The sequence below is a fragment of the Paraburkholderia dipogonis genome (assembly GCF_046027395.1).
Lineage (GTDB): Bacteria > Pseudomonadota > Gammaproteobacteria > Burkholderiales > Burkholderiaceae > Paraburkholderia > Paraburkholderia dipogonis_A.
Genome location: NZ_JAQQEG010000001.1, coordinates 283,388 through 306,685 on the forward strand (window position 1 = coordinate 283,388; position 23,298 = coordinate 306,685).

The following is a 23,298-nucleotide window of genomic DNA, read 5'->3' on the forward strand; positions in this document are numbered from 1 at the left end:
TCCTGACTTGCGTTCGCGGCCCTGAAACGCTGCTGCTTCACTGCTACTTCACGCGCACCGGTCTGGCGCGTTCCTCTACGACTCGTTGCTACTGTGTCCATTCACAAACGCGGCCCACCTATCCGGGCCACATGTTCATCAACGTGCGGCGTTCAAACAGGATGACGGCCCAGACGAAATTCGATCGCGGTGTCCTCGCTGTACCCGCTCGTTTGCGCGACCGACAAGCCTTGCGCGCCCAACGCGCTCAACCAGGTCTGATACACGCCTTCGAGAAACGCCGGCGTCCACGCAAGCGCCGTGCCGCCGAATGCCTGCAACGGCGCGCAGTAGTGAACGATGCGCAGTGACTCGGGTTCGTCCGCCAATTCGACGTAGCCCCATTCCATGTCATGCCAGTACAGGTTCAAGGTCCGCGCGAGTTCGGCGGTCGAGTCGCAGGCGGGCAGCGGATGCGCCGCCGCAAACCGGCTGCCGACGCGGTGCATCAATTGACGCAGTTCGTCGGGGCCGATCTGCGCTTCGAACTCGGTGGCCAACGCGGTGAGCATGCCGCGCCACTGCGGCGAGATTTGGCGTTCCAGCAGGTAATCGAGAATTGGGACCATGTTTTCCGGGAAATGGCTGTTGCTTCAGCCGCTTAAAAAATCGGAGGCCCACGGCCGGGTGCAAAGAAAAAGTGTGCGGGAAATCGCGTATTGCACGCGGCCTAGGTTAGTTTTACCGGGTTGTCTAGTCTGTCCACCACACTTCGAAGCAGTCTACTTAAGACATTAACTTTTAGCCACTTTCCATTCGTCTGTTTATACGCGCAATCGATTGCAATGGATGCATTTTCGATTAAGTAATTTTTGCTGCCTGAATCGCCCGTTCGCTTACCCATCATGACTGTCCGGTAAGAATGCGTCGGTCATGGCTCGATTAACGGCTGGCTACGTCAATTGATTGAGCGCTTTCGTTTCGTCATAAATGCAACGCTTCGCGATTGCGCTCAAGCAGCGCGATCACGGTCGCCGGTAAGTCTTTCTAAATCTTTCGGGGGCCTCGCATCCCCAACTTTTGCCCGAGCCGCTAAGCTTGCGAACTTGCATCGGGTTGCGTACAAAAAAGCACGTGCGTGCGTGGCGCATGTTCACGATGCCATTTGATTCATTCACTGCAATGCTCAATCCACTCAGTATTCTTCTGGTCACCGTGTTGTCGAGCGCCATGGCGATGGCCGTGCTCGGCTCGTTGTGGCGCGCGGCGATTCCCGGCGTCGGTTACTGGATCTCTGCCAACGCGGTCGCGATCGTCGCGCTGCTCGCTTTCGCCTTGCAAGGCCACGCGTCACGCTGGCTGACCTTCGTGGCGTCCAACGCGTTACTGGCGGCTTCGCTGCTGCTGGTGGTCGAAGGCTGCTTGCGTTTTCTGGGGCGCCGCGCGCGGCCGTGGCCGGCTTACGTCGGCCTCGTCGTCGTGTTGTTCGGCATCTCGTACTGGACCTTCGCCGCGCCGGACTTCAACGCGCGCGTCGCGCTGGTGTCGGCATTTCACGCAGGCCTCTACGCCGCGCTTGCCGTGATCATGCTGCGCGGCCGTCCTGCGAACCGGCCGCGCTACAGCTATTACTTCCTCGCGGTGGCAGCCGTCCTGCTATGCGCCGGACATACCTCGCGCGGGCTCATGTACGGCCTCGGTTTGTTGACCCAGACCGGCCTTCTGCAAGTGTCGCCGTCCAACATCATTTTTCTCGCGCTCGGCATTCTTGCGCCGCCCTGTCTTTCGATCGGGGTGGTGATGCTGGCACACGACCGCCTCGCCGAACGCCTCGAACGGCTGGCCAATGTCGACGACCTGACCGGCGCGCTGTCGCGCCGCGCGTTTCTCGCGATCGGCGACGCGCTGCTGAACGCGTCGCTGCGAACCCGCTCGCCGGTGGCGTTGGCGATCATCGACATCGACTCCTTCAAGGCGGTCAACGACAACTACGGCCACGCCGCCGGCGACCAGGTGTTGAACCACTTCGCCACGTTCGTCGCCCGCAACCTGCGGGTCGGCGATGTGTTCGGCCGACTGGGCGGCGAGGAATTCGGCGTGCTGTGCCCGGCCACCACCACCGCCGAAGCGGTGAGCCTGCTCGACCGTCTGCGGGCCGGGCTGGCCGGGGCCGCGCCGGACGAATTGCCGCGTGGGCTGCGGTACACCTTCAGCGTTGGCGTGGACCAGCTTCGGCGCGACGAATCGCTCGCCCAACTGATGGCGCGCGCGGACGGCGCGCTGTATGCCGCGAAGGCGTCGGGCCGCAACCGCGTGATGGCGGCGTAGGGCGGAGGCCGCGAAGGAGCATTCTTCGTTCTATTTGTGGGGAAGGCATAAATATTTATCAGACATTTGCCGATATCCATTGGCAGAGTGACCGGAACCAGCCTGATATCTATCAATATGCTTTCCACCTCAACGCAGCACCCGTCCGACACCGGTTTGCGCGATCGCTTCCACCGGCGCTCGCTCGAACACCAGCGTCCGCTGTCCACCGTGACCATGGCATTCACCGTGGTCGCGTTCCTGTGCTTCATCGGGGCGCGCAACCTGGTCGGCGGCCCGGCCGCGCCGCTCGCCTACCGGCTCGCGTGCGCGCTGCTGCTCGCCTTGCTGGTGCTGGCGATCCCGCGCGCAAAGTCGACGTGGCTCTTCGGTCTGATCGGCGTCGCTTACTCGCAGGTGCTGGTGGCGGGCCTGGCGGTGAACATTGCCGGCGTCGCGCAGCCGCTGCTGTGGACGCTGCCCGCGATGGTGGTAATACCGATCTGCGCCGCGCCGCTGTGGCTCACGCCGACGCACTTCATCACGGGCAGCGTGCTCTTCTATACGACGGCGTTCGCGCTGCTGTTCGGCACGCCGCTGACGCATGACGTCGAGACCGTCGTGTGGATGTGGATCGTGGCGATCGGCGTGCCGACTTCCGCGGTGTTTCATTTCGGCTTCTACCGGTTTCGCCGCAACCACTTTCTGCTGGAGAGCCAGCTCGCGCAACTCGCCGCGACCGACCCGCTGACCGGCCTGCAAAACCGTCGTGCGTTCGTCAAGCAGGCCGAGCGCCGCCTCGACACCGTCTCGCCGGATACGCGGATCAGCGCGATCTTTCTCGACATCGACAACTTCAAATCCTTGAACGACCGCTTCGGCCATGCGATCGGCGACCACGCGCTCTACCAGGTCGCCCAGGTGCTGATGGAAGAGGTTTCCGTGGACGACAGCGTGAGCCGGATCGGCGGCGAGGAATTCGCGCTTCTGCTGCGCGACGGTCTCACCGGCGCGCTTCATGTGGCCGAGCGGCTGCGCCAGGCGATTGCCGCGATCGAGCGGCCGGACGGCCGTCTGACCGCGAGCTTCGGCGTGGCCGAGCACCGCAACGGCGAAAGCATCATGGTGCTGCTCGATCGCGCCGACGAAGCCCTGCTGCGCGCCAAGCACTCCGGCCGAAACCGGGTGTGCGCCGAGCGCGCGCTGCCACGCGAAGCGCTGCAACTGCTGGCCGACGACGGATCCGGCGAGAGCGGCGCGGCAGTGCGGCGGCATCGCTGGGAGGAGTACTACCTCACCTCGCATTTCCAGCCGCTCTACAGTTTGTCGCATCAGAAGCAGGTGGGCTTCGAGGCCTTGCTGCGCGGCGAGCAGGACGACGGCACGCTGGTGCCGCCCGCGGTGCTGTTCGCCCCCAGGCCCTCGAGCGACGAAGGCGCGCTCGACCGCGCGAGTCACGTCGTGCATCTGGCCCATGCGCGCAAGTCGCTGCCGGACGACGCGTGGCTTTTCCTCAACATTCTGCCGGCCACGTTCATTGCCGAAGGCTACGCCGATCAACTGGCGACGATCGTGCGGGCCGTGGGACTCGAACCTGAGCGCGTGATTCTGGAGATTCTCGAATCGCATGGCGGCAGCGTCGACGACATGTCGCGGGCGGCGGCGCTTTATCGCAAGCACGGCTTCCTGATCGCCGTCGACGATTTCGGCGCCGGCCAGTCGAATCTCGACCGCCTGTTCAGGATTCGCCCGGACCTCGTCAAGCTCGACGGCGAACTGATTCGCGCGACGGGCCACGGCACCGGGCAGCCGATTCTGCCGAAGCTCGTGTCGCTGCTGCACCTGGCGGGGATGCTGGTGGTCGTGGAAGGTGTGGAGACCACGGAGGAACTGATTCTCGCAGTGGAATCGAATGTGGATTTCGCGCAGGGCTACCTGCTGGGGCGGCCGGCTAAAGAGATCGCGCCGCCGGAGTCGGTGCATCGGCGCATCGACGAGGCTTTCGATGTGATCGCCCAGGGGCGGGCGCATCAGCATGCGTTGTTCGAAACCGAAGTGGAGCCTTACCGGGTCGCCTTGCGGCTCGCGGCCGACGCGTTGCTGGCCGGCGTGGCGATGGAAGAAGCGTTCGCTTCGCTGGCGAGGTTCGATCGCTGCATCAGTTGTTTCATTCTCGACGACGCGGGCAGGCAGATTGGTCACGAGGTGCAGGGGCCGGCCTGGAGTACCGACGGGGCGTCGCTGCAACCCGTGGCGAATCCGCGCGATGCGCGCTGGGATCATCGGCCGTATTTCCGCAATGCGGTGTTGTTGCCGGGCGTGGCGGTGTCGAGTAATCCTTATCTCTCGCTGGCCAGCGGCAGGCCATGCATCGCGGTCACGCTGGCGCTGCAGTTCGCCGCCGAGCGATCCGTGATCGGCGTGGAACTGGACTGGTCGGCGTCGGGCTTGCCATGGCCCGCGGGGGAATAGGGCGTGCCTTTTCGCACGCAGCGGGTCCGCGTGTTTGCGCTGAACGGATTCGGTCAGTACCCACCCTTGGGCGCCGCAGCCGGCGCCGCGGTCGTTTTGTACGACGCCGCCAGCTCCGCCGCTGCCCGGCTCAGCAGGCCTGTGTCCGTGCCGACGGCAACGAACGTGGCGCCAACTGCCAGATAGTCGCTTGCAATCTCCCGGTCAGGTGCCAGTACGCCTGCCGCTTTGCCCGCGTCTCGCACCGTTCGGATGCCGTGGCGAATCGCTTCGCGCACGCTGGGATCACCGGGTTTGCCCAGCAGTCCCATCGACGCGCTCAGGTCCGACGGACCGAAAAACACGCCGTCGACGCCGTCCACCGCCGCGATCGCCGGCAGATTCTCCATGCCCTGCACGGTTTCCACCTGCACCAGCACGCACAACTCGTCGGCCGCCGTGTTCAGGTAATCCGGTATCCGGTTCCAGCGCGACGCGCGCGCCAACGCACTGCCCACGCCACGCATGCCTTGCGGCGGATAACGCGTGGCCGCGACCGCGTCGGCGGCCTGTTCGGCGGTGTCGATCATCGGCAGCAACAGAGTCTGCGCGCTGATGTCGAGCAATTGCTTGATCAACGCACTGTCGCTGCGCACCGGACGCACCACCGGATGCGATGCATACGCGGCCACCGCCTGCAATTGCGCGAGCGTGCTGCGAACGTCGTTCGGCGCATGCTCGTTGTCGATCAGCAGCCAGTCGAAGCCGGCGGTGGCCAGCAGTTCGGTCACGTAGGCGTCGGCGAGCGCGGCCCACAGGCCGAATTGCGGCTTGCCCTCTGCAAGAGCGCGTTTGAATGTGTTTTGCGGTAGAGACATGTCGTGTCGACTCAAATGAGCTCAGATGAAATTCAAACCGATGCCGCCGAGCGGGCCGTAGTCGACGTGGAAGGTGTCGCCGGCGCGAGCGACGATCGGGCTGGTGAATGAGCCGCTTAGAATCACGTCGTTCGCGTTGAGCGTTTCGTCATACGGGGCGATCTTGTTGGCGAGCCAGGCCACGCCCGTGGCCGGATGATTCAGCACGGCGGCCGCGAGGCCGCTTTCTTCGACCGCGCCGTTCTTGTAGAGCAACGCGCCGACCCAGCGTAAGTCGACGTCCAACGGACGCACCGGACGCCCGCCCAGCACGATGCCCGCATTCGCCGCGAAGTCGGAGATCGTGTCGTAGACCTTGCGCGGTGCCTTGGTTTCGCGGTCGAACTGTTCGATGCGCGCGTCGATGATCTCCACGGCTGGCGTCACGTAAGCGGTCGCGTCCAGCACATCGAATAGCGTGACGCCGGGGCCCTTCAACGGCTTGCTCAACACGAATGCCAGTTCCACTTCCACGCGCGGCGCAATGAAGCGGTCCGTGCGAATATCCTGGCCGTTTTCGATGAACATGCTGTCGAGCAGCGGCGCGTAGTCGGGTTCGTCGATCTGCGACGAACGCTGCATCGCGCGCGAGGTGAGGCCGATTTTGCGGCCCTTGATCACGTGGCCTTCGGCGAGCTTGAGCTTGACCCATTCGCGTTGAATCGCGTAACCGTCCTGCACGGTCATCTGCGGAAACCTGGCGGAGAAGTGGCGCAGTTGCGTGCGCGTTTTCTCCGCGTGGTCGAGTTGCGCCGCGAGGTCGCGAATAATCTGTTCGTCTAGCATGATGGATTCTCTCGGCGCCCGCTATTCAGCCTTCAGGCGCGCGTGCAAGTTGTTATGTTTCCACGTACCGGCTTCGCTGAATTCATTGATCTCCAGCGACAAGGCCAGACCGTGCTGTGCGAATTCAGTGGCGAAGTGCTGCTTGATCAGCGCGAATAGCGCATCGCCGGTGGCCTTTTTCGCGGCCTCGGAGCGGCCCGCGCCGATCTTCAGGTTCGCATGGAGGAACGCGGCGTCGGCGCGTCCGTCGGCGATGCAGTACTGTTCGCAGCGCAACGCGCGCACGCGGATGCCGCCAGGGGGATAGATGCGCTGTTCGTTCTCGCGTTGCGTGTCGAGGCACTGTGCGAGCGTCTTGCAGAGTTGCCCGATGCTCTCTTCAGCGGCGAGGTTGGCGCTGTATTCCAATGTCAGATGTGGCACGTTCGACTCCTTGCGTCTCAGGCGGGCAGGGGCGTAACCGGGAAAATCGCGTTGATCTGGCCTGTACCCGAACTGCCGAAGTACGGCGTGACGACTTCCACCTTGCCGTCGTAACGGTCCCAGCCGAGTGCGCCGAGCAGCATGGCGGTGTCGTGCATGCCGCCTTCGCCCCAGCATTTTTCGTTGTAGAGCGGCAGCATTCCGCAGAAGGTCTTCCAGTCGCCGGCTTCCCACAACTCGACCACCCTGCGGTCCATCTGCTCGAGAAACGGACTCCATACCTTGTGCATGAACTGCTCGGCTGTGCCGTTGTTGGCGAAGTGATGGCTGAGCGACCCGCTCGCCAGAATCGCCACGGTGCCTTCGTAACGTTCTTCAATGGCCTTGCGTACCGCGAGGCCGAAGCGCGCGCTGGTATCGAGGTCGTGCCACATGCACCAGCCGGCTACCGACACGGTCTTGAAATGCTGATCGCCATTCATGTAGCGCATCGGCACGAGCGTGCCGTACTCGAGTTCGAGCGTGGTCTCGCTGTGCGCGCGGCTTTTCACGCCCATTTCGTTGGCGACTTCCGCGATCAGATTGCCGAGTCCGACATTGCCCGGATACGCGTACGGCATGTTCTTGATGAAATGCGGCAGTTCGTTGCTCGTGTAGACGCCTTCGAACTGCGGCGCGCAATTGATGTGGTATTCGCTGTTCACCAGCCAATGCACGTCGAACACGACGATCGTATCCACGCCCAGTTCGCGGCAGCGTCGGCCGATTTCATGATGGCCGTCGATCGCCGGCTGACGGCAGCCTTTATGCGGACCGTCGAGTTCGGACAGATATAACGACGGGACGTGTGTGACTTTTGCTGCTAATGCGAGTTTGCCCATCGCGGTCTCCAGTTCTGTTGCCGCGCGGCGCATGAGGCGCTCGCGCTGAAAACACACCGGCGCTTCACGCGCCGGCACCGATGGTTCAAACGCCCCAGCGCGGTATGTGATGTGAGCCTAGCGACACGCAAACATTCTTCGGTTCGAGGAACACTTCATAACTCCATGTGCCGCCTTCGCGGCCCACGCCCGATGCCTTGGTGCCGCCGAACGGCTGACGCAGATCACGCACGTTCTGGCTGTTGACGAAGCACATGCCGGCTTCGACCGCGGCGGCGACGCGCAATGCGCGGCCGCTGCTCTCGGTCCAGATGTAGCTCGACAAGCCGTAGGAGATATCGTTGGCGAGTTTGATCGCGTCGGCCTCGTCGTCGAACGGAATCAGGCAGGCGACCGGGCCGAAGATTTCTTCCTGCGCGATGCGCATGCGGTTATCGACATCGACGAATACGGTGGGTTGCACGAAGTTGCCTTTGCGCATGGCGTCGGGCAGGTCCGGCATGTCGAGGCCGCCGCACGCGAGCGTCGCGCCTTCTTTCGGGCCGAGTTCGATGTAGCTGCGCACCTTCGCCAGATGGCCCTGACTGATCATGGGGCCGACAAGGGTGCTGTCGGACAGCGGATCGCCCACGCTCAACCGCTTCGCACGCTCGATGAAGCGCTCGGCAAAGCGCGCGTAAATAGAGCGCTGCACGAGAATGCGCGAACCCGCCGTGCAGCGTTCGCCGTTGTTCGAGAAGATCATGAACACGGCGGCGTCGAGCGCACGCTCGAAATCGGCGTCGTCGAAAATGACGAACGGTGACTTGCCGCCGAGTTCCATCGAAAACTTCTTCAGCCCCGCGGTTTGCACGATGCGATTGCCAGTTGACGTCGATCCGGTGAACGACACCGCATGCACGTCCGGATGCGCGACCAGCGGTTCGCCGGTTTCCTTGCCGAAGCCGTGCACCACGTTCAGCACGCCGGCCGGAATACCCGCTTCGAGCGCGAGGTTGCCGAGCATCGAAGCCGTGAGCGGCGACAGTTCGCTCATCTTCAGCACCGCGGTATTGCCGAACGCGAGACAGGGCGCGACTTTCCAGGTGGCCGTCATGAACGGCACGTTCCACGGCGAGATCAGTGCGCACACGCCGACCGGATGGAACAGCGTGTAGTTCAGATGCGTATCGGTCGGATACGTATGGCCGTCGACACGCGTGCACATCTCGGCGAAGTAGCTGAAGTTGTCGGCGGCGCGCGGCACGAGCTGCTTGCGCGTCTGCGAGATCGTCTGGCCGGTGTCCTTCGTTTCGGTCTCCGAGATCTCCGGCACGTTCTTCGCGATCAGTTCGCCGAGCTTGCGCACCCGTTTCGCGCGTTCCGCGGCGGGCTTGCCGGCCCATGCGGGAAACGCGTCTTTGGCGGCGCGCACGGCGGCGTCGACTTCTTCCGCACCGCCTCGCGCGACTTCGGCGAGCACTTCCTGTGTGGCCGGATTGACCGTTTCAAAGTAGTCTTTCGCCGCGCCTGCCTTGCCGTTGATCAGATGTTCGATTCGCATTGCCTTGTCCTTTCTCTTTTTCGATCCCATGCACCGTGTCGAGCCGGAGTTAGTGCTTCAGCACTTACTCCGGTCCCATGCACCGCACCCCGATCAGGCGCGGTCGAAGTCCGCGTCGGATGCAATCGTATTGACGAGACGGCCCAGGCCGTCGATTTCACAGACCACTTCGTCGCCCGCGTTGACGTTGACGATGCCTTCCGGCGTACCGGTGAGGATCACGTCGCCGGGCGCGAGGGTCATGAAGCTGCTCAGGTATTCGATCAGCGCCGGGATGTCGGTGACGAGATCGCGCGTGTTGCCGTGTTGCTGACGCGTGCCGTTCACGAACGTGCGCAATTCGAGTTGCGTGACGTCTTCGACGTCGGCGGCGTCGACGAACCAGGGGCCGAGCACTGTGCCGCCGTCCCGATTCTTCACGCGCAGGTTCGGACGGTAGTAGTTTTCGAGGTAGTCGCGGATGGCGTAGTCGTTGGCGATCATGTAGCCCGCCACATGCTGCATGGCGTTGTCGCGCTTCACGGTTTTCGCGGTTTGCCCGATCACCACCGCCAGTTCGCACTCGTAGTGCATGAAGGTGACGTCGGCAGGGCGGCGTGTAAAGCCGCGATGTCCGACCACCGTGCCCGGTCCCTTGAGAAACACGAGCGGCTCTTCCTGCTTGTTGAACTGCAATTCCTTCGCATGCTCGGCGTAGTTCAAGCCGAGCGCGAAGATCGTGCCGACTTCGATCGGCGCGAGCCACACCACTTCATCCTCGCGACGCACGCGGCCATCCGCGAGACGCACGCCATTGGCGTCGGGATAGGCTTCGTGAATCGCGCCTGCATACGCAACGCGGCCGCGCATCATGGCTGTTCCCCTTCTTGTTCTTCGGCGCCGACGAACGACACCGTGAGCGGCGGCATGGCGCCGATCGACAGCATGGCCGTGTCGCCGATATGCGCGACAGGCGAACCGTGCGGCACGCCAAGCGTGATGACGTCGCCCGCGCTGAGCGTCATGAAATCGGTGACGTCCGCCAGCAGTTGTGCAACGTTGCGTACCGACGACGCGGTGTTCGCCGTGAACGCGTCTCGCGACCCGAGTTGAACCCGGATTGTCAGATTGTCCGGCGTCGCAACATGACGCGCCGCAACCACGGCCGGCCCGACGACGCAGAAACCGTCGCGCGCCCGGAATCGTACCGACGGCCGGTACACGCTTGCATGCGGCACGCTGAGATCGGCGACCAGCGTATAGCCGGCGATGTAATCGAACGCCTGCTCGACGCCGACGCATGTTGCAGTGCGGCCGATCACGATGCCGAGCGACGCGCCGACTTCCACGCCCAACGCATCGTCCGGCACGACGACCCGCGCGCGATGCCCGGCGAGCGTATTGCGCGGCTTCAGATAGAGCACCGGCGCTTTCGGCGGCGCTTTATATGGCGCGGCGTGCACCGCGTCGCCTAGCGCCTGGAGCGCGGCGCGGTCGTTCAGCAAGGTTCCATAGACAGCGCCGCCAACCGGCGCGCGGCAGGCCATGCCGCGTGCGAGCAGCGCGGCCGCGGTGCGCGCATCCACGTCGCGCGGCAACGCTTCGCCTTCGGGATGCAGCAGATGATCGGCTAGTGCAAACATAAATTCGCTGTCTCTCGGCAAAAACACTAACATGTTAGTAGTATTGCGCTTGATATCATCCATGGTCAATAGCCTGTCGGCTGATCGCGGGTTTTCCCTTAAGCTTCGACGGCTGCTTTTTAAATCATCTTCCAACATGTCCGCTTCTGCCTCGACCCGAGTTTTGCACCGCAATCTGCCGATGTTGTTGCTGCGCGCCAGAGAGAAAATGATGGAGCGGTTTCGTCCGTTGATTACTGCGCATGGATTGACCGAACAGCAGTGGCGCGTGATTCGAGCCCTCAACGAGCACGGTCCGATGGAGCCGCGCCACATCTCCGATATCTGCACGATTTCGAGCCCGAGCATGGCCGGCGTGCTCGCGCGCATGGAGAGCATGGAACTGGTGACCAAGGAGCGTTTCGCCGAAGACCAGCGGCGCGTGCTGGTGTCGCTGACGGACACGAGCGCGGAATTGGTGCGCGTGATTTCGAAGGATCTCGAAGCGCATTACCGCGAACTGGAGCGCAAGGTGGGGCCGGAGATCGTCGAGCGCGTGTATCGCGCCGTGGACGATCTGCTGGCGGGTCTGGAGGAAGAGGACGAGTGATGTAGCGGGTCAGGGGCCCGCGTCGGCTGCCGCGACGTTCGCGGTGCTCGCTGCGTTGTCGTCAGGCTCTGACGCCGCTCGCTTCACCAGCCGTGAAAGCGCCGCCACTCCACACTGTTGTCGTCCGGCGCCACCGCGTGATACTCGGGAAACTGCGCGCCGGTGGAGCACGCGTGATTCGGCAGGATGCGCAGTTTCATGCCGATCGGGAAGCGCTGCGTGACATCGTCGCCGGTGTCCGCGTTTTCTGTTGTCGGAGAGAGAATGCCGTGCTCCTGATTGGCTCCGCTGACCACGTAACCGGGCAGCGGCGTGCCGTTCAGCAGACATGGCTGGCCGTAGCCGAAATCGTGCGACTGCTTCGACGTGCCGCGATCCCGGCTCATCGCCATCCAGCCCGCGTCGAGAATCGCCCAGCCCTTGTCCGCCTGATGACCGATCACGGTGGCGAGCACGCTGAGCGCGATGTCGTCGAGCGCGCACACGCCGACGTTGTGCATGACGAGGTCGAACAGCACGTACACACCGGCGCGCACCTCCGTTACGCCCTCTAACTGCGTGGCGGCGAGGGCAGTCGGCGTCGAGCCGACGCTGACCACCGGGCATGCAATGCCGGCTTCGCGCAACCGCTGCGCCGCGCGCACGCAGCCCGCGCGTTCCTGCTCAGCGAGCGCGGCGAGCGCTTCCGGTGTATCGAGCTCGTAGCTCGAACCGGCATGGGTCATCACGCCGCCCACCTTGACGCCGTTCTCATGCAGAATCCGGCCGACTTCGAGCAGCGTGTCCTGTTCCGGTGTGATGCCTGAGCGGTGCCCGTCCGTATCCACTTCGATCCACACCTCGAAGGTTTCGCCGTGCTGATCGCCGAACGCGGCGATGGCCGAGGCGGCGGTCGGATTGTCCACCACGAGCGTCAGATTGCAGCCCTGGCGGCGCAGCGCGAGCGCTCTCGGCAGCTTCGACGGGGCCATGCTGACGGCGTAAAGAATGTCGTCGACACCGGCGGCGAAGAACGCCTCCGCTTCTTTCAACGTGGACACCGTGACACCGCTCGCGCCGGCGGCAATCTGCGCGCGGACCACGTCGATGCATTTGGTGGTCTTCACGTGCGGACGAAACGCGACGCCGAGCGTGTTCATATGTCCTTGCATTCGCGCGATGTTCCTTTGCATCCGTGCGATGTCGATCAACGCGGCTGGGGTTTCAATCTGGTCGAGTTTCATGCTTTCACCGGGAAATGGAGTCATGCGGGGTCATGCTGGTTCGTGCCGAAGTGAGCGAGCCACGGAACGAGCTTGTCGAGCGTCGGTGATTGGATCTCGGGCGGCTGCGCGCCGTCTACGAGTGGCAGGCCGACGCGGTTGTGCCAATACGTCCGCAAGCCGACGGCGGCGGTGCCGAACATGTCGTAGCTGGAGCCGGCCACGAACGCGGCTTCATGAGCTTGCACGCCGAGTTTGTCGAGCGCGAGGCGGTATGGCAGCGGGTCCGGTTTGTACACGCCGGCTTCTTCTGCGGTGACGATCGCGTCCCAGCGGACCGGCAGCAGATGTGCCGCCTGTGTGCCGAGACGCGTGGAGCAGTTGGTGACGACCGCCAGTTTGCAATGCGGCGCGAGCGTTTGCAACGCGTCGACGGCTCCGCTCCACGGCGTGAGCGTCAGCCAGTCCGCTTCGAGCGCGAGCGCGGCGGATTCGGGCAGGCCGACTTGTGCGGCGGCTTCGCGCACCAGTTGTTCGTATGCGATGTATGAGCCGCAGCCGTAGGTCAGCCGCAGATAGGCGGCGCGCCATTCACGGCCCCGCTGTTCGGAACCGGCCGCGCGATTCCATGAGGTCCACGAGTCGAGCAGGGCGGTCAGGAGATCGAACAGGACCGCTTTGGGGTAGGCGGCAGGCACGAGGGCGAGAGTCATGATTGATTTGACCAGCAACGGACGGTGAGCTGATTATAAAGTTTCATCAGCGGCGCAACGTTCAAAGGGATTAACTCATAGATTCAGTCTGATTGAATGATTGATTTTGTGACCTGCGCGCAAGCGGGTTTTAACATTCATCGCCGCCAGGGCGGCTGCGGCCTGAACCTGCTTTGCAAATACTGCATGAAATGGCGGGTGCGCGCCGGCAGGCCCGTGCGTTGATGCGTGAGCGCCATGACGTCGGCATCGGGCGCTTTCCACCCCGACAGCAAACGGACGAGTTTGCCATTCGCGATGTCGTCAGCCACGTCCCATTCGGAACGCAGGATCACGCCGCGTCCTTCGCATGCCCACTGGCGGATCACATCGCCATCGTTGCAACTCAAATGAGCAGACACGCGCACGCTGCGGCGCGTACGGCCTTTGCTGAACTGCCACAGCGAGACATCTTCGTTGTTCTCGCGCAGCACGATGCAGGGCAGCTTGCTCAATTCATCCGGAGAATCCGGAGTGCCGATCCGCTTGACCAGCGCGGGCGCCGCGCAGACGAAACGCGCATTCGGTGCAATCGCGTAGCCGATCAGATTCGACACCGGCAGCTCGCCGATATGCACGACGATATCGAAGCGGTCCATCGTCTCGGTCAGCGGCTTGTCGGATAGCGTAAGCGCGACGTCGATGTCCGGATTCTGCTGCTGGAATTCGGCAATCGCGGGCGCGAGGTGCCGCCGCCCGAACCCCAGCGGCGCATTGATTTTCAGCGTGCCGACGAGTCCGCCGCGACGCATCTGCAGGTCTTCGAACAGCGCGTCGAACTGCTGGACGAGGTCGGCGCCCCGTTCGCACAGCAGCGTGCCTTCTTCCGTGAATTGCAGGCGGCGCGCGGTGCGGTTCACCAGTTGCGCGCCCAGTTTCTTTTCCAGTTGCTGAAGGCGCTGCGTGACCGCGGAGGGCGACAAGCCCAGCTTTCGCGCAGCGGCGATCAGGCTGCCGCTTTCGCGTAGCGTCAACAGGAAACGGATATCGGCCGAATCGTTCATGTGAGCGACGTTTGAGTTCGGAAGTCTGGCAGCTTAAAGCGTTTGGATGCGCGGTTCCAGTTCTGCCTGGCACGCGCGCCGACAAATGCAGTGCGGCTTGCAAGGTAAAGTGATGCTTCTGTCATGCAGTCGGCGGCGCGAGCCGCTAAAGTATGCATTTGCGCCGATCACCTGATGCTTTCATTTGAAGAGAAGTCCACATGCCGTTGTCCAATGGGCCGTCGAATGGCCCGTCAAACGATGCCGCGCGGAACAGCGCCTTGAAACAGGCGGTGTTTCTGCACACGGGCTGGCGTAGCGCGGGAACGTGGGTCTGGTCGCGTCTGCGCGAACTCGACAGCGTGACCGGCTTCTATGAGCCGCTCAGCAACGTGCTCGCGGACCTGAGCGTTGCCGATGTGTCCGCGTCGCGTCCCACGCTGACGTCGGGCCACCCGCCGCTTGACGCGCCGTATTTCGACGAATATCGTCCGTTTCTGCGCGAAGGCGCTCGTGGTGTGGACGGATACCGCAGGGGTTTCAGCCTCGATCGCTTCGCTAGCGTACCGGATGCGGAATTTGCCGCATTGCAGGCCTATCTACGCAATCTGTGCGAGCGCACCGCCGAACAAGGCAGCGTGCCGGTCTTCAAGTTTTGCCGCTCGTCCGGCCGGTTGCCGTGGCTGAAGCAGGCTTTTCCGCAGGCCATGCATGTGGGCGTGTTGCGCAATCCGGCCTCGCAGTTCGCTTCGGGGTGGCTGCTCAGTCAGCAATGGAGCAATCCGTTTTTCGTGGCCGCGCCGTTTCGCGTGCTCGGGCTGAATCAATCGGACCCGCTAGTCAGGCAGGCCATCGAGATCTGCGGCGTGAGCTTGCCGCCCGTGGCGCCCACTTCGGACGACGCTTATGCGATGGCTTGTGAGCACTATGCGCGCACGGCGGAAGGCAATAACGCGTATCGGGCATTCGTCGCGTTGTGGATTCTGTGTGCGTTGCGCATGGCGGAGGGTGTCGATCTGCTGATCGATATGGACCGGCTTGGCGGTTCGCGCGATTACGCGGCGGATCTGCGCGCCGGGTTCGAAACGCAGAGCGGTTTGTCGCCCGACTTCAGCAGCGCGCGCGATCTGGTGGAGGAGACGCGTCGCGGCGCGGCGCGCATGAGCGGAATCGACGGACGGGCGATGCGCACCGTGCATTCCGCCGCGCTCAAATTCCTCAAGGCACAAGGTGGCGCAGACGCCGCCTTTGCCGAAGTGATCCGCGAGAAGATGGTGCTGGCCAACGAGTTGACTGATGCATGGCGCTGATGGAGCATTCACCGCGCACGGTGGACGACCCCGGACGCGGCGATGCAAAATCACCGTTGTTTAAGCGGCCGCCGCCGATACAGCCGCTCGCAGCCCCAGCAGATAACTCTCGACACCAAAGCCGCAAATCTGCCCTTTGACGACTTCCGCAAACACGGAAACATGCCGGAACGCTTCGCGCGCGTGGATGTTCGACATGTGGATTTCCACCACCGGCACCGTCAGGATCGCCAGCGCATCGCGAATGCCGTAGCTGTAGTGCGTCCACGCTCCGGCGTTGATCATGACGCCGTCGGCATTGTCCGTGAAAGCCTGGTGGATGCGCTCGCACATGGCGGCTTCGCTGTTGGTCTGAAAGCTCTCGACCTGCACGCCCAGTTCCTTGCCCAATGCCTGCAGGCTGCTGTCGATTTCGGCGAGCGTCACGGTGCCGTATTGCGCGGGGTCGCGCTTGCCGAACATATTGTGGTTGATGCCGTGAAGCATCACGAACGTTTTCATGGGGCGTCCCTGGAGTAATGGATTCAGTAAAGGCGATGCGATATCAATGCGCCGCTGCGAGCGTGGGCGTCGTGTTGACTACGGAGCCGGCATTGGCCGCTTCGACGATCGCCTCGGTAATGCGCAGATTCTGCAGGCCGTCGTGGGCGCTCACGAGCGGTGCCACTTCTTTTCGAATGACGCGCACGAAATGTTCGAGCTGAAGCTTGAGCGGATCATCGCGAGTCATCTCGGCAACGCCGACCTGGAACGGCTTCCACCAGGAACGGTCCTCGGCCTTGCCATAGGTTTTCAGGCGCATGGTGGGCACCGCGAGCGAGCCGAAGGTGCCCGCGATGACGTAACAATCTTCATCCGGATACGTCGGATAAGCCTTGTTCTCCTGCGACGTCTGCTCCCAGCTACGCGCGCTCGAGGCCGTGTCCGACAGCATGAAGCTGCCGAGCGCGCCGCTCGCGAAGCGCAGGTTGATCGCCACCGTGTCTTCGACCGGAAAGCCGCGTGTGGCGTGCGACGAAAACGCCTGCACGGCCACGATATCGCCGCACAGCATGCGCAGGTTGTGCACCTCGTGGATCATGTTCAGCAGGATCGGGCCGCCGCCTGGCTCGCGCCGCCAGGGGGCGTCGGCGTAGTATTCATCCGGTTTGAAAAAGACCGCGCTGCCCATCACCGCGACCAGTTTGCCGAGCCGGCCTTCGTTGATCAGTTGCCTGGCGCGGGCCATGATCGGACTGTGCGCGCGGTGATGCCCGATCAGCAACGGCACACCGCAGCGCTCGACTTCGGTGACCAGTGTTTCCGCTTCGCCGACCGTGGATGCGATCGGCTTTTCGAGCAGCGTCGGCACGCCGGCCGCGAGACAGGTCAGCGCGTGCTCCACATGCAACGGGTTCGGCGTGGCCAGAATCACGCCGTCCGGGCGGTCCCGTTCGAGCAGTTCTTCGAGCGTCCGGTAAAGCGGCACGCCGGCTTGGCTAGCGAGCGCCTGTGCCGCCGGCGACGGGTCGACGATCGCCGACAGCGTGCACGTGCCGCTCTGCTGCGCGACAGCCATGTGAGCGTGGCCGATGTAGCCCGCGCCGGCCACGGCGATCCGGGTCCTGTTCATGGATCGATTCCTTCGAAATTCGATCGAAATGGATTACGCGAGGGCTTTTTTGGTTTCAGCCATGGTCTCGGCCCGCATCCGGTCGTAGCTGACCTTATCGATCGGCACCGCATTGGGTTCGCCCAGATCGCTCAACTTGACGCGGTAGTTCTCGCGGGCGGTCCATGCGGTCACCGCGGCAACGATGGTGATGGCGAACGTGATCGTGCCGATGATGAGCGGCACATTGGTCGATCCGGGCGGCGCGACATAGGCGAACAGCGCGGGCAGCAGGGCGGTGATCGTCGTGCCGATGTTCTGGCCGATGGCCATGGCGGAGACGCGTGAGCGGGTCGGGAACAACTCCGGATAGAAGCTCGGGAAGATCGCGTTATAGCCTTGATAGATGATGCCCCACATGAGGATCGACATCACCATGGCGAGCGGCACGTTGCGGATGCTGATCGCGTACAGGTAGCCGAACGACAGCAGACCCGCGCCGAGCGCGCCGACGACGATGGGCAGGCGCCGGCCGATCCGGTCGGACAGATTGCCCACATAGGGAATCACCAGCACGGCGACGATGTTGCCGATCACCGGAATCCACAGATAGACGCTCTTGGAAAAACCGATGCCGTACGACGCTTGCACCGCATAGGCCGCGCCGAAGATGGTGGCGACGACCGGGATCACGTTCATCAACGAGCAGAGAATCACGCGCACCATATCGGGCCAGTTGTAGCGGAAAGCTTCGACAATCGGCGATTTGGGCACGTTGCCGCTCGCGTCTTCCTTGGCGAAGGCGGGTGTTTCATGGACTTCGCGGCGAATGTAGTAGCCCGCGATCAGCACCACGGCACTCATCAGGAACGGGATGCGCCAGCCCCACGAATTGAACGAGCTCTCTTCCATGAAGTAGGCGAGCGGCAGGAACACGGCGGCGGCGAGAATCTGGCCCGCCTGCACGCCTTGCAGGGTAAAACTGGCGTAGTAACCGCGCCGCCCGAATGGTGCGTGTTCGAGAATCATCGAACTCGCGCCCGAGATTTCACCGGCCACGGCGAAGCCCTGGATCAGGCGCAGCACCACCAGCAGGGCGGGCGCGAGCAGCCCGACGCTGTGATAGGTAGGCAGAAAGGCAACTGCCATCGTCGAGAAGCCCATCAGGAACATACAGACGAGCAGAACGTTCTTGCGGCCGTGGGTGTCGCCCCAATGCCCGAGCACCACCGCGCCGATCGGCCGCGCGACGTAACCCACGCCGTAGGTGGCGAGCGAAGCCACGATAGCGATCTTCGGATTGCCCGAGGGAAAGAACAACTGTGGAAAGATAAGGGCGGCCGCCTGGGCGTAGATAAAGAAGTCGTAGTACTCGAGTGCCGAGCCGATCCAACCGCTGGCGGTTGCTTTGCGAGCCTGCGAGCGGCGTTCGTGGCCGCCTGCCGATGTATTCGTTTCCATGTTGTCTCCTGAACAGAAATGTTTGGATCAGCTTCTACGGCTGATTCATTGGCGTCCTGAAAGCAAAACTATGCAAGCCAGGACTTTCCTGGGACGCGGCCTGCGTGGTCTGTTTCCGGATGCTCGAATGTTGCTGTGCAGCGCACCAATCGAATGGCGCTACAGGGTTAACCAGTGCCTGGGTGTCCCGAGTATTTCGTCCGACCGGCGTGGCTTGCCCGATCGGCTCGTTAAGGCTAGGGTAATGTGGTTCTGCACGGACACAATGCGGCCAAATGGAAAATCAGAATGCGCTCACAGCCAGCAATGAGTCTTTTCTGCGCGACCTGCAGTTGTTCTGCAACATCGCCCGCCGGGGCAGTTTCGTGGCGGCGTCGACGGAAATGGGTTTGTCGCCCTCGCATGTCAGTAAGCGCATTGCCATGCTGGAAGCCGGTCTCGGCGTGAAGCTCTTTCAGCGCACCACGCGCCGGGTCAGCGTGACGAGCGACGGTGAAGCCGCTTTGCAGTGGGCGCAGAAAATCCTCGACGACGTGCAAGGCATGGCAGACGCGTTCGCCGATCGCCGCACTGAGTTGCGCGGCTTGCTGCGCATCAGCACGAGCCTGCGGCTCGGCCGCAAGCATGTGTCGCCGATTCTGGCCTTGTTGCGCCAGCGTCATCCGAATCTCGAGATCTGGCTGGAATTGCTGGACCGGCGCGCCGATCTCGTCGGCGAGAACTTCGATATCGACATTCGCGTGGGCGAAGTGCATGAGCCGCACCTGATCGCGCACAAGATGGTGGAGAGCACGCGGATACTCTGCGCGTCGCCGGATTATCTGGAGCGGCGTGGCGTGCCGCTCGAGTTGGCTGAACTGGCCCAGCACGACTGCCTGCTGTTTCGCGGACGCGACGACCGTTTCGGCGTCTGGCGTCTGAGCGGCCCGAACGGCGAAAAGAGCGTGAAGGTGACGGGCACCGTCGCGTCCAATCTCAGCGATATCGTCGTGCAGTGGGCCAAGGACGGCTACGGGGTGGTGATGGTGTCGATCTGGGACGTGGCGGAGAGCCTGCGCGCCGGCGAACTGGTGCGCGTGCTGCCTGACTACATGCAGTCTGCCGACGTGTGGGCGGTGACCGCGGAGCGTTTGTCGTCGTCGGCGAAGATCCAGGTGTGCATCGAATTTCTCCGGGAACAGTTGACGAACGGGCCATATGCGCTGGTGACGCGCGGCGTGGGCGGGTTTTGACGGCGTTGCGCGGCGGCGCGGCGGAAGCCCGGACGGGGTTCGCGTTCCAATACAGTTGCCACGCAAAAAACAATACAGTGAGGCGCGGTTTTATCTGGCTGTATCGGGAATATGACCGGCGCCGTCGATACAGTTGGCGGGTCTCGATGGAGCCTGCCGACGAGCGGATCGCCGCTCTGGCGCTGTGCGACGTAGCCCGATTTTTTGCCTATGGCCCGGTGGTGACGCGCCGCGGTTTATCCCGAATACGAGGTAAGGACATGAATGCAGTGAACGAACAAGCGAAGCTGTCGGTGCAGCAGTTGGGCCACTACATCGGCGGCGCGCCGGCCGCGCCGACCAGCGGCCGCTTCAAGGACGTGTTCAATCCCGCCACCGGCAAGGTGACCGGTTCGGTGGCGCTGGCGTCGGTCGAGGAAGTGGATGCGGCGGTGCAGGCCGCCAAGGCTGCCTTTCCCGCCTGGAGCGAAACCGCGCCGATCAAGCGCGCGCGCATTCTGTTCAAGTTCAAGGAGCTGCTGAACCAGCAGCATGACGAACTGGCGATGCTGATCACGCGCGAACACGGCAAGGTGTTCACGGACGCGCAAGGCGAAGTAGTGCGCGGCATCGAAGTGGTCGAGTTCGCGTGCGGCATTCCGAACCTGCTGAAGACCGATTTCACCGACCAGATCGGCGGCGGCATCGACAACTGGAATCTGCGCCAGGCGCTGGGCGTGGTCGCGGGCATTACGCCGTTCAACTTCCCGGTCATGGTGCCGATGTGGATGTTCCCGGTCGCGCTCGCCTGCGGCAACACGTTCGTGCTGAAGCCGTCGGAACGTGACCCGTCGGCGTCGCTGCGGATTGCCGAATTGCTGAAGGAAGCCGGTCTGCCGGACGGCGTGTTCAACGTCGTCAACGGCGACAAGGTGGCCGTGGATGCGCTGATCGATCACCCGGACGTCGCGGCGCTGTCGTTCGTGGGCTCGACACCGATCGCCGAATACATTCATACGGAAGCGTCGAAGCGCGGCAAGCGCGTGCAGGCGCTCGGCGGCGCGAAGAATCATCTGGTCGTGATGCCGGACGCCGATCTGGACCAGGCGGTCGACGCACTGATCGGCGCGGCCTACGGTTCGGCGGGCGAACGCTGCATGGCGATCTCGGTCGCGGTGGCGGTCGGCAACGTGGCCGACAAGCTGATCGACAAGCTGGTGCCGCGCGTCAAATCGCTCGTGATCAAGAACGGCGAACATCTCGACGCGGAAATGGGCCCGCTGGTTACCGCCGAACATAAGGCCAAGGTGGCCGGTTATATCGCCTCGGGCGAGGCCGAAGGCGCGAAGCTGATCGTCGACGGCCGCGCGCATCCGGTGGCGAGCGAAGACGGCTTCTTTATCGGCGGTACGCTGTTCGACAATGTCGGCACGGACATGAAGATCTACAAGGAAGAGATCTTCGGGCCGGTGCTGGCGGTGGTGCGAGTGCCCGATTTCGCGAGCGCCGTGGCGCTGATCAACGCGCACGAGTTCGGTAACGGCGTGTCGCTCTTCACATCGGACGGCGGTGTGGCGCGTGCGTTCGGCCGGCAGATTCAGGTGGGCATGGTCGGCATCAACGTGCCGATTCCGGTGCCGATGGCATGGCATTCGTTCGGCGGCTGGAAGCGTTCGCTATTCGGCGACCATCACGCTTACGGCGAAGAGGGTGTGCGCTTCTATACGCGCTACAAGAGCATCATGCAGCGCTGGCCGGATAGCATCGCGAAGGGGGCTGAATTTACGATGCCGGTGGCGAAGTAAGTTATCGGTGGGTTGGTTGCAATGAGAAAGCCGCGCCTGAATCAGGCGCGGCTTTTTTGCGTGAGGCCTCAACTCAGGCGCGTTAAACGCCCGCAGAGGAATCCTCTTCCGCTTCGCTCAACACGGCATTTTGCACGGCGACTGCGGGGCTGACGTAAGCAGGCGCCTGACGCGGATCGTCGACGCTGTAGCGCAGACGCCCCCCTTCGATATACACGCGCAACTGGCGGTACTTCACGAAATAAAGCAAGCCGACGACCGCCGCCGCGAATCCCGAAGCCGCGCCTACCCCGAGCGCCCAACGCGGGCCGAAACGGTCCGCGACCCAGCCGACGACCGGCGCGCCGAGCGGCGTACCGCCCATTAAAATAGCCAGCAGAATCGCGATCACCCGGCCGCGCATGGCAGGCTCGGTGGTGATCTGTACGAGACTGTTGGTGGACGTCGAGAAGGTCTGCGTCGAGACACCGATCGCGATGAGTGTCAGGCCGAATAACGCGGTGCTCGGCATCAGCGAAGCTAGCGTACAGCCCACGCCGAACATGGCCGCCGCGCTGAGCAGCAGCGCCATGCGCGGTTTCGCACGGCGCGCGGCGAGCAGCGCGCCGGTCACGGAGCCGATCGCCATGGTCGAACTCAGCACGCCGTATTCGCTGGCGCCCGCATGAAACGCCGTGACCGACATCGTCGAAATGAAGATCGGGAAGTTCAGGCCGAACGTGCCGATCAGGAACAGCATCAACAGCGCGGCCTTAAGATCGGGACGCTTCCAGACATACCTGAAGCCTTCCGCGAAACTGCCGCGTGAGCGCACCGCGCGCGGTCTCAGATGCAGTTCGTTCAGCCGCAGCATGCGCAGCGACCCGAGCACGGCGACGAAAGACAGTGCGTTGATGAGAAACACCCAGCCAGTGCCGACCGAGGCGATCAGCAGTCCCGCGACCGCGGGCCCGATCATGCGCGCGGCGTTGAACGAGGTGGAATTCAATCCGACCGCGTTCGACAGATCCTCTTCGCCAACCAGATCGGACACGAAGGTCTGGCGCACCGGCGAGTCGAACGCGGTGACGCAGCCGAGCAGCCCCGCGAACACATAGACGTGCCACAACTGCACGAGCCCGGTGACGGTGAGAATGCCGAGGCCCAGTGCGCAAGTACCCATGGCTGCCTGAGTGGCGAACAGCAGCTTGCGACGGTCGAAATGGTCGGCCGCGTAACCGGTGAGCGGCAACAGCAGCATTTGCGGGCCGAACTGCAGCGACATGACAATCCCCACGGAGGTCGCATTGTGACGCGTGAGTTCCGTGAGGACGAGCCAGTCCTGCGCCGTGCGCTGCATCCACGTACCGACGTTGGAGACGATCGCGCCGCTCGCCCAGACCCGGTAATTGAAATTGCGCAGCGAACGGAAAGTGCCGTTCACCGGACTGTTTCCATGCGCGGGGTTAGGCCGGTGCGCAGACTTTCAGGTGTCGTTGAACTCGG

General features: G+C 63.2%; 21 protein-coding genes. 6 read left to right on the forward strand and 15 right to left on the reverse strand.

Annotated elements, in window-relative coordinates:
* Positions 1-152: 152 nt before the first annotated feature.
* A complete protein-coding gene (gene bcsD / locus PQR32_RS01240; protein WP_408221766.1) occupies positions 153-608 on the reverse strand; it encodes a cellulose biosynthesis protein BcsD in 456 nt (151 codons plus the stop codon).
* 553 nt (positions 609-1,161) lie between these two features.
* Here bcsD and PQR32_RS01245 point away from each other — a divergent pair.
* Both PQR32_RS01245 and PQR32_RS01250 read left to right on the forward strand, forming a co-directional pair.
* On the forward strand, positions 1,162-2,307 hold the full coding sequence (locus PQR32_RS01245) for a GGDEF domain-containing protein (protein WP_408221952.1): 1,146 nt from the start codon (positions 1,162-1,164) through the stop codon (positions 2,305-2,307).
* Positions 2,308-2,424: 117 nt separating this feature from the next.
* Positions 2,425-4,758 carry a diguanylate cyclase gene (locus tag PQR32_RS01250; RefSeq protein WP_408221767.1) on the forward strand — a complete coding sequence of 778 codons (2,334 nt, stop codon included), beginning with the start codon at positions 2,425-2,427 and terminating at the stop codon, positions 4,756-4,758.
* Between the two features lie 53 nt (positions 4,759-4,811).
* Here PQR32_RS01250 and hpaI read toward each other — a convergent pair whose 3' ends face one another.
* The 7 genes from hpaI to PQR32_RS01285 all read right to left on the reverse strand — a co-directional run bounded on the left by hpaI (position 4,812) and on the right by PQR32_RS01285 (position 10,909).
* On the reverse strand, positions 4,812-5,615 hold the full coding sequence (gene hpaI / locus PQR32_RS01255; RefSeq protein ID WP_408221768.1) for a 4-hydroxy-2-oxoheptanedioate aldolase: 804 nt from the start codon (positions 5,613-5,615) through the stop codon (positions 4,812-4,814).
* A gap of 21 nt (positions 5,616-5,636) precedes the next feature.
* The gene (hpaH, locus tag PQR32_RS01260) at positions 5,637-6,440 is read right to left on the reverse strand and encodes a 2-oxo-hept-4-ene-1,7-dioate hydratase (RefSeq protein WP_408221769.1); all 804 of its coding nucleotides are present in this window, start codon (positions 6,438-6,440) and stop codon (positions 5,637-5,639) included.
* Between the two features lie 21 nt (positions 6,441-6,461).
* The gene (locus PQR32_RS01265) at positions 6,462-6,863 is read right to left on the reverse strand and encodes a 5-carboxymethyl-2-hydroxymuconate Delta-isomerase (protein ID WP_408221770.1); all 402 of its coding nucleotides are present in this window, start codon (positions 6,861-6,863) and stop codon (positions 6,462-6,464) included.
* A gap of 17 nt (positions 6,864-6,880) precedes the next feature.
* Positions 6,881-7,744: a 3,4-dihydroxyphenylacetate 2,3-dioxygenase gene (hpaD, locus tag PQR32_RS01270; protein ID WP_408221771.1), complete on the reverse strand. Its 864-nt coding sequence runs from the start codon at positions 7,742-7,744 to the stop codon at positions 6,881-6,883.
* Between the two features lie 85 nt (positions 7,745-7,829).
* Positions 7,830-9,287 carry a 5-carboxymethyl-2-hydroxymuconate semialdehyde dehydrogenase gene (hpaE, locus tag PQR32_RS01275; protein WP_408221772.1) on the reverse strand — a complete coding sequence of 486 codons (1,458 nt, stop codon included), beginning with the start codon at positions 9,285-9,287 and terminating at the stop codon, positions 7,830-7,832.
* A gap of 93 nt (positions 9,288-9,380) precedes the next feature.
* Entirely contained in the window at positions 9,381-10,139 is a 759-nt protein-coding gene (locus tag PQR32_RS01280) for a fumarylacetoacetate hydrolase family protein (RefSeq protein ID WP_408221773.1), read from the reverse strand.
* Positions 10,136-10,909 carry a fumarylacetoacetate hydrolase family protein gene (locus tag PQR32_RS01285; RefSeq protein WP_408221774.1) on the reverse strand — a complete coding sequence of 258 codons (774 nt, stop codon included), beginning with the start codon at positions 10,907-10,909 and terminating at the stop codon, positions 10,136-10,138. The genes PQR32_RS01280 and PQR32_RS01285 overlap by 4 nt, the downstream gene beginning before the upstream one ends.
* Before the next feature lie 181 nt (positions 10,910-11,090).
* On the opposite strand from PQR32_RS01285, the gene hpaR reads away from it, so the two are divergent.
* Positions 11,091-11,498 carry a homoprotocatechuate degradation operon regulator HpaR gene (gene hpaR / locus PQR32_RS01290; RefSeq protein WP_408221953.1) on the forward strand — a complete coding sequence of 136 codons (408 nt, stop codon included), beginning with the start codon at positions 11,091-11,093 and terminating at the stop codon, positions 11,496-11,498.
* Between the two features lie 83 nt (positions 11,499-11,581).
* On the opposite strand, the gene PQR32_RS01295 is transcribed toward hpaR, so the two are convergent.
* The 3 genes from PQR32_RS01295 to PQR32_RS01305 form a co-directional block, all read right to left on the reverse strand.
* Positions 11,582-12,721, reverse strand: coding sequence for a DSD1 family PLP-dependent enzyme (locus PQR32_RS01295; RefSeq protein ID WP_408221775.1), 1,140 nt, complete (start codon positions 12,719-12,721; stop codon positions 11,582-11,584).
* A gap of 20 nt (positions 12,722-12,741) precedes the next feature.
* The gene (locus PQR32_RS01300; RefSeq protein WP_408221776.1) at positions 12,742-13,413 is read right to left on the reverse strand and encodes an HAD family hydrolase; all 672 of its coding nucleotides are present in this window, start codon (positions 13,411-13,413) and stop codon (positions 12,742-12,744) included.
* Positions 13,414-13,550: 137 nt separating this feature from the next.
* Complete coding sequence (locus tag PQR32_RS01305) at positions 13,551-14,456, reverse strand: LysR family transcriptional regulator (RefSeq protein WP_408221777.1); 906 nt, start codon at positions 14,454-14,456, stop codon at positions 13,551-13,553.
* Between the two features lie 200 nt (positions 14,457-14,656).
* On the opposite strand from PQR32_RS01305, the gene PQR32_RS01310 reads away from it, so the two are divergent.
* Positions 14,657-15,745: a hypothetical protein gene (locus PQR32_RS01310; RefSeq protein ID WP_408221778.1), complete on the forward strand. Its 1,089-nt coding sequence runs from the start codon at positions 14,657-14,659 to the stop codon at positions 15,743-15,745.
* Positions 15,746-15,805: 60 nt separating this feature from the next.
* Here the strand turns inward: PQR32_RS01310 and aroQ are convergent, their stop codons facing one another.
* Genes aroQ through PQR32_RS01325 form a run of 3 tightly spaced genes read right to left on the reverse strand, consistent with a single transcriptional unit; the run spans position 15,806 to position 18,797 of the window.
* On the reverse strand, positions 15,806-16,246 hold the full coding sequence (gene aroQ / locus PQR32_RS01315) for a type II 3-dehydroquinate dehydratase (RefSeq protein WP_408221779.1): 441 nt from the start codon (positions 16,244-16,246) through the stop codon (positions 15,806-15,808).
* 43 nt (positions 16,247-16,289) lie between these two features.
* Complete coding sequence (locus PQR32_RS01320; RefSeq protein ID WP_408221780.1) at positions 16,290-17,357, reverse strand: Gfo/Idh/MocA family protein; 1,068 nt, start codon at positions 17,355-17,357, stop codon at positions 16,290-16,292.
* 33 nt (positions 17,358-17,390) lie between these two features.
* Entirely contained in the window at positions 17,391-18,797 is a 1,407-nt protein-coding gene (locus PQR32_RS01325; RefSeq protein ID WP_408221781.1) for an MFS transporter, read from the reverse strand.
* Between the two features lie 275 nt (positions 18,798-19,072).
* Between PQR32_RS01325 and PQR32_RS01330 the strand changes: the two genes are divergently transcribed.
* A complete protein-coding gene (locus tag PQR32_RS01330; RefSeq protein ID WP_408221782.1) occupies positions 19,073-20,029 on the forward strand; it encodes a LysR family transcriptional regulator in 957 nt (318 codons plus the stop codon).
* Positions 20,030-20,289: 260 nt separating this feature from the next.
* On the forward strand, positions 20,290-21,813 hold the full coding sequence (locus tag PQR32_RS01335; RefSeq protein WP_408221783.1) for a CoA-acylating methylmalonate-semialdehyde dehydrogenase: 1,524 nt from the start codon (positions 20,290-20,292) through the stop codon (positions 21,811-21,813).
* A gap of 82 nt (positions 21,814-21,895) precedes the next feature.
* Here the strand turns inward: PQR32_RS01335 and PQR32_RS01340 are convergent, their stop codons facing one another.
* On the reverse strand, positions 21,896-23,236 hold the full coding sequence (locus tag PQR32_RS01340; protein WP_408221784.1) for an MFS transporter: 1,341 nt from the start codon (positions 23,234-23,236) through the stop codon (positions 21,896-21,898).
* Between the last annotated feature and the right edge of the window lie 62 nt (positions 23,237-23,298).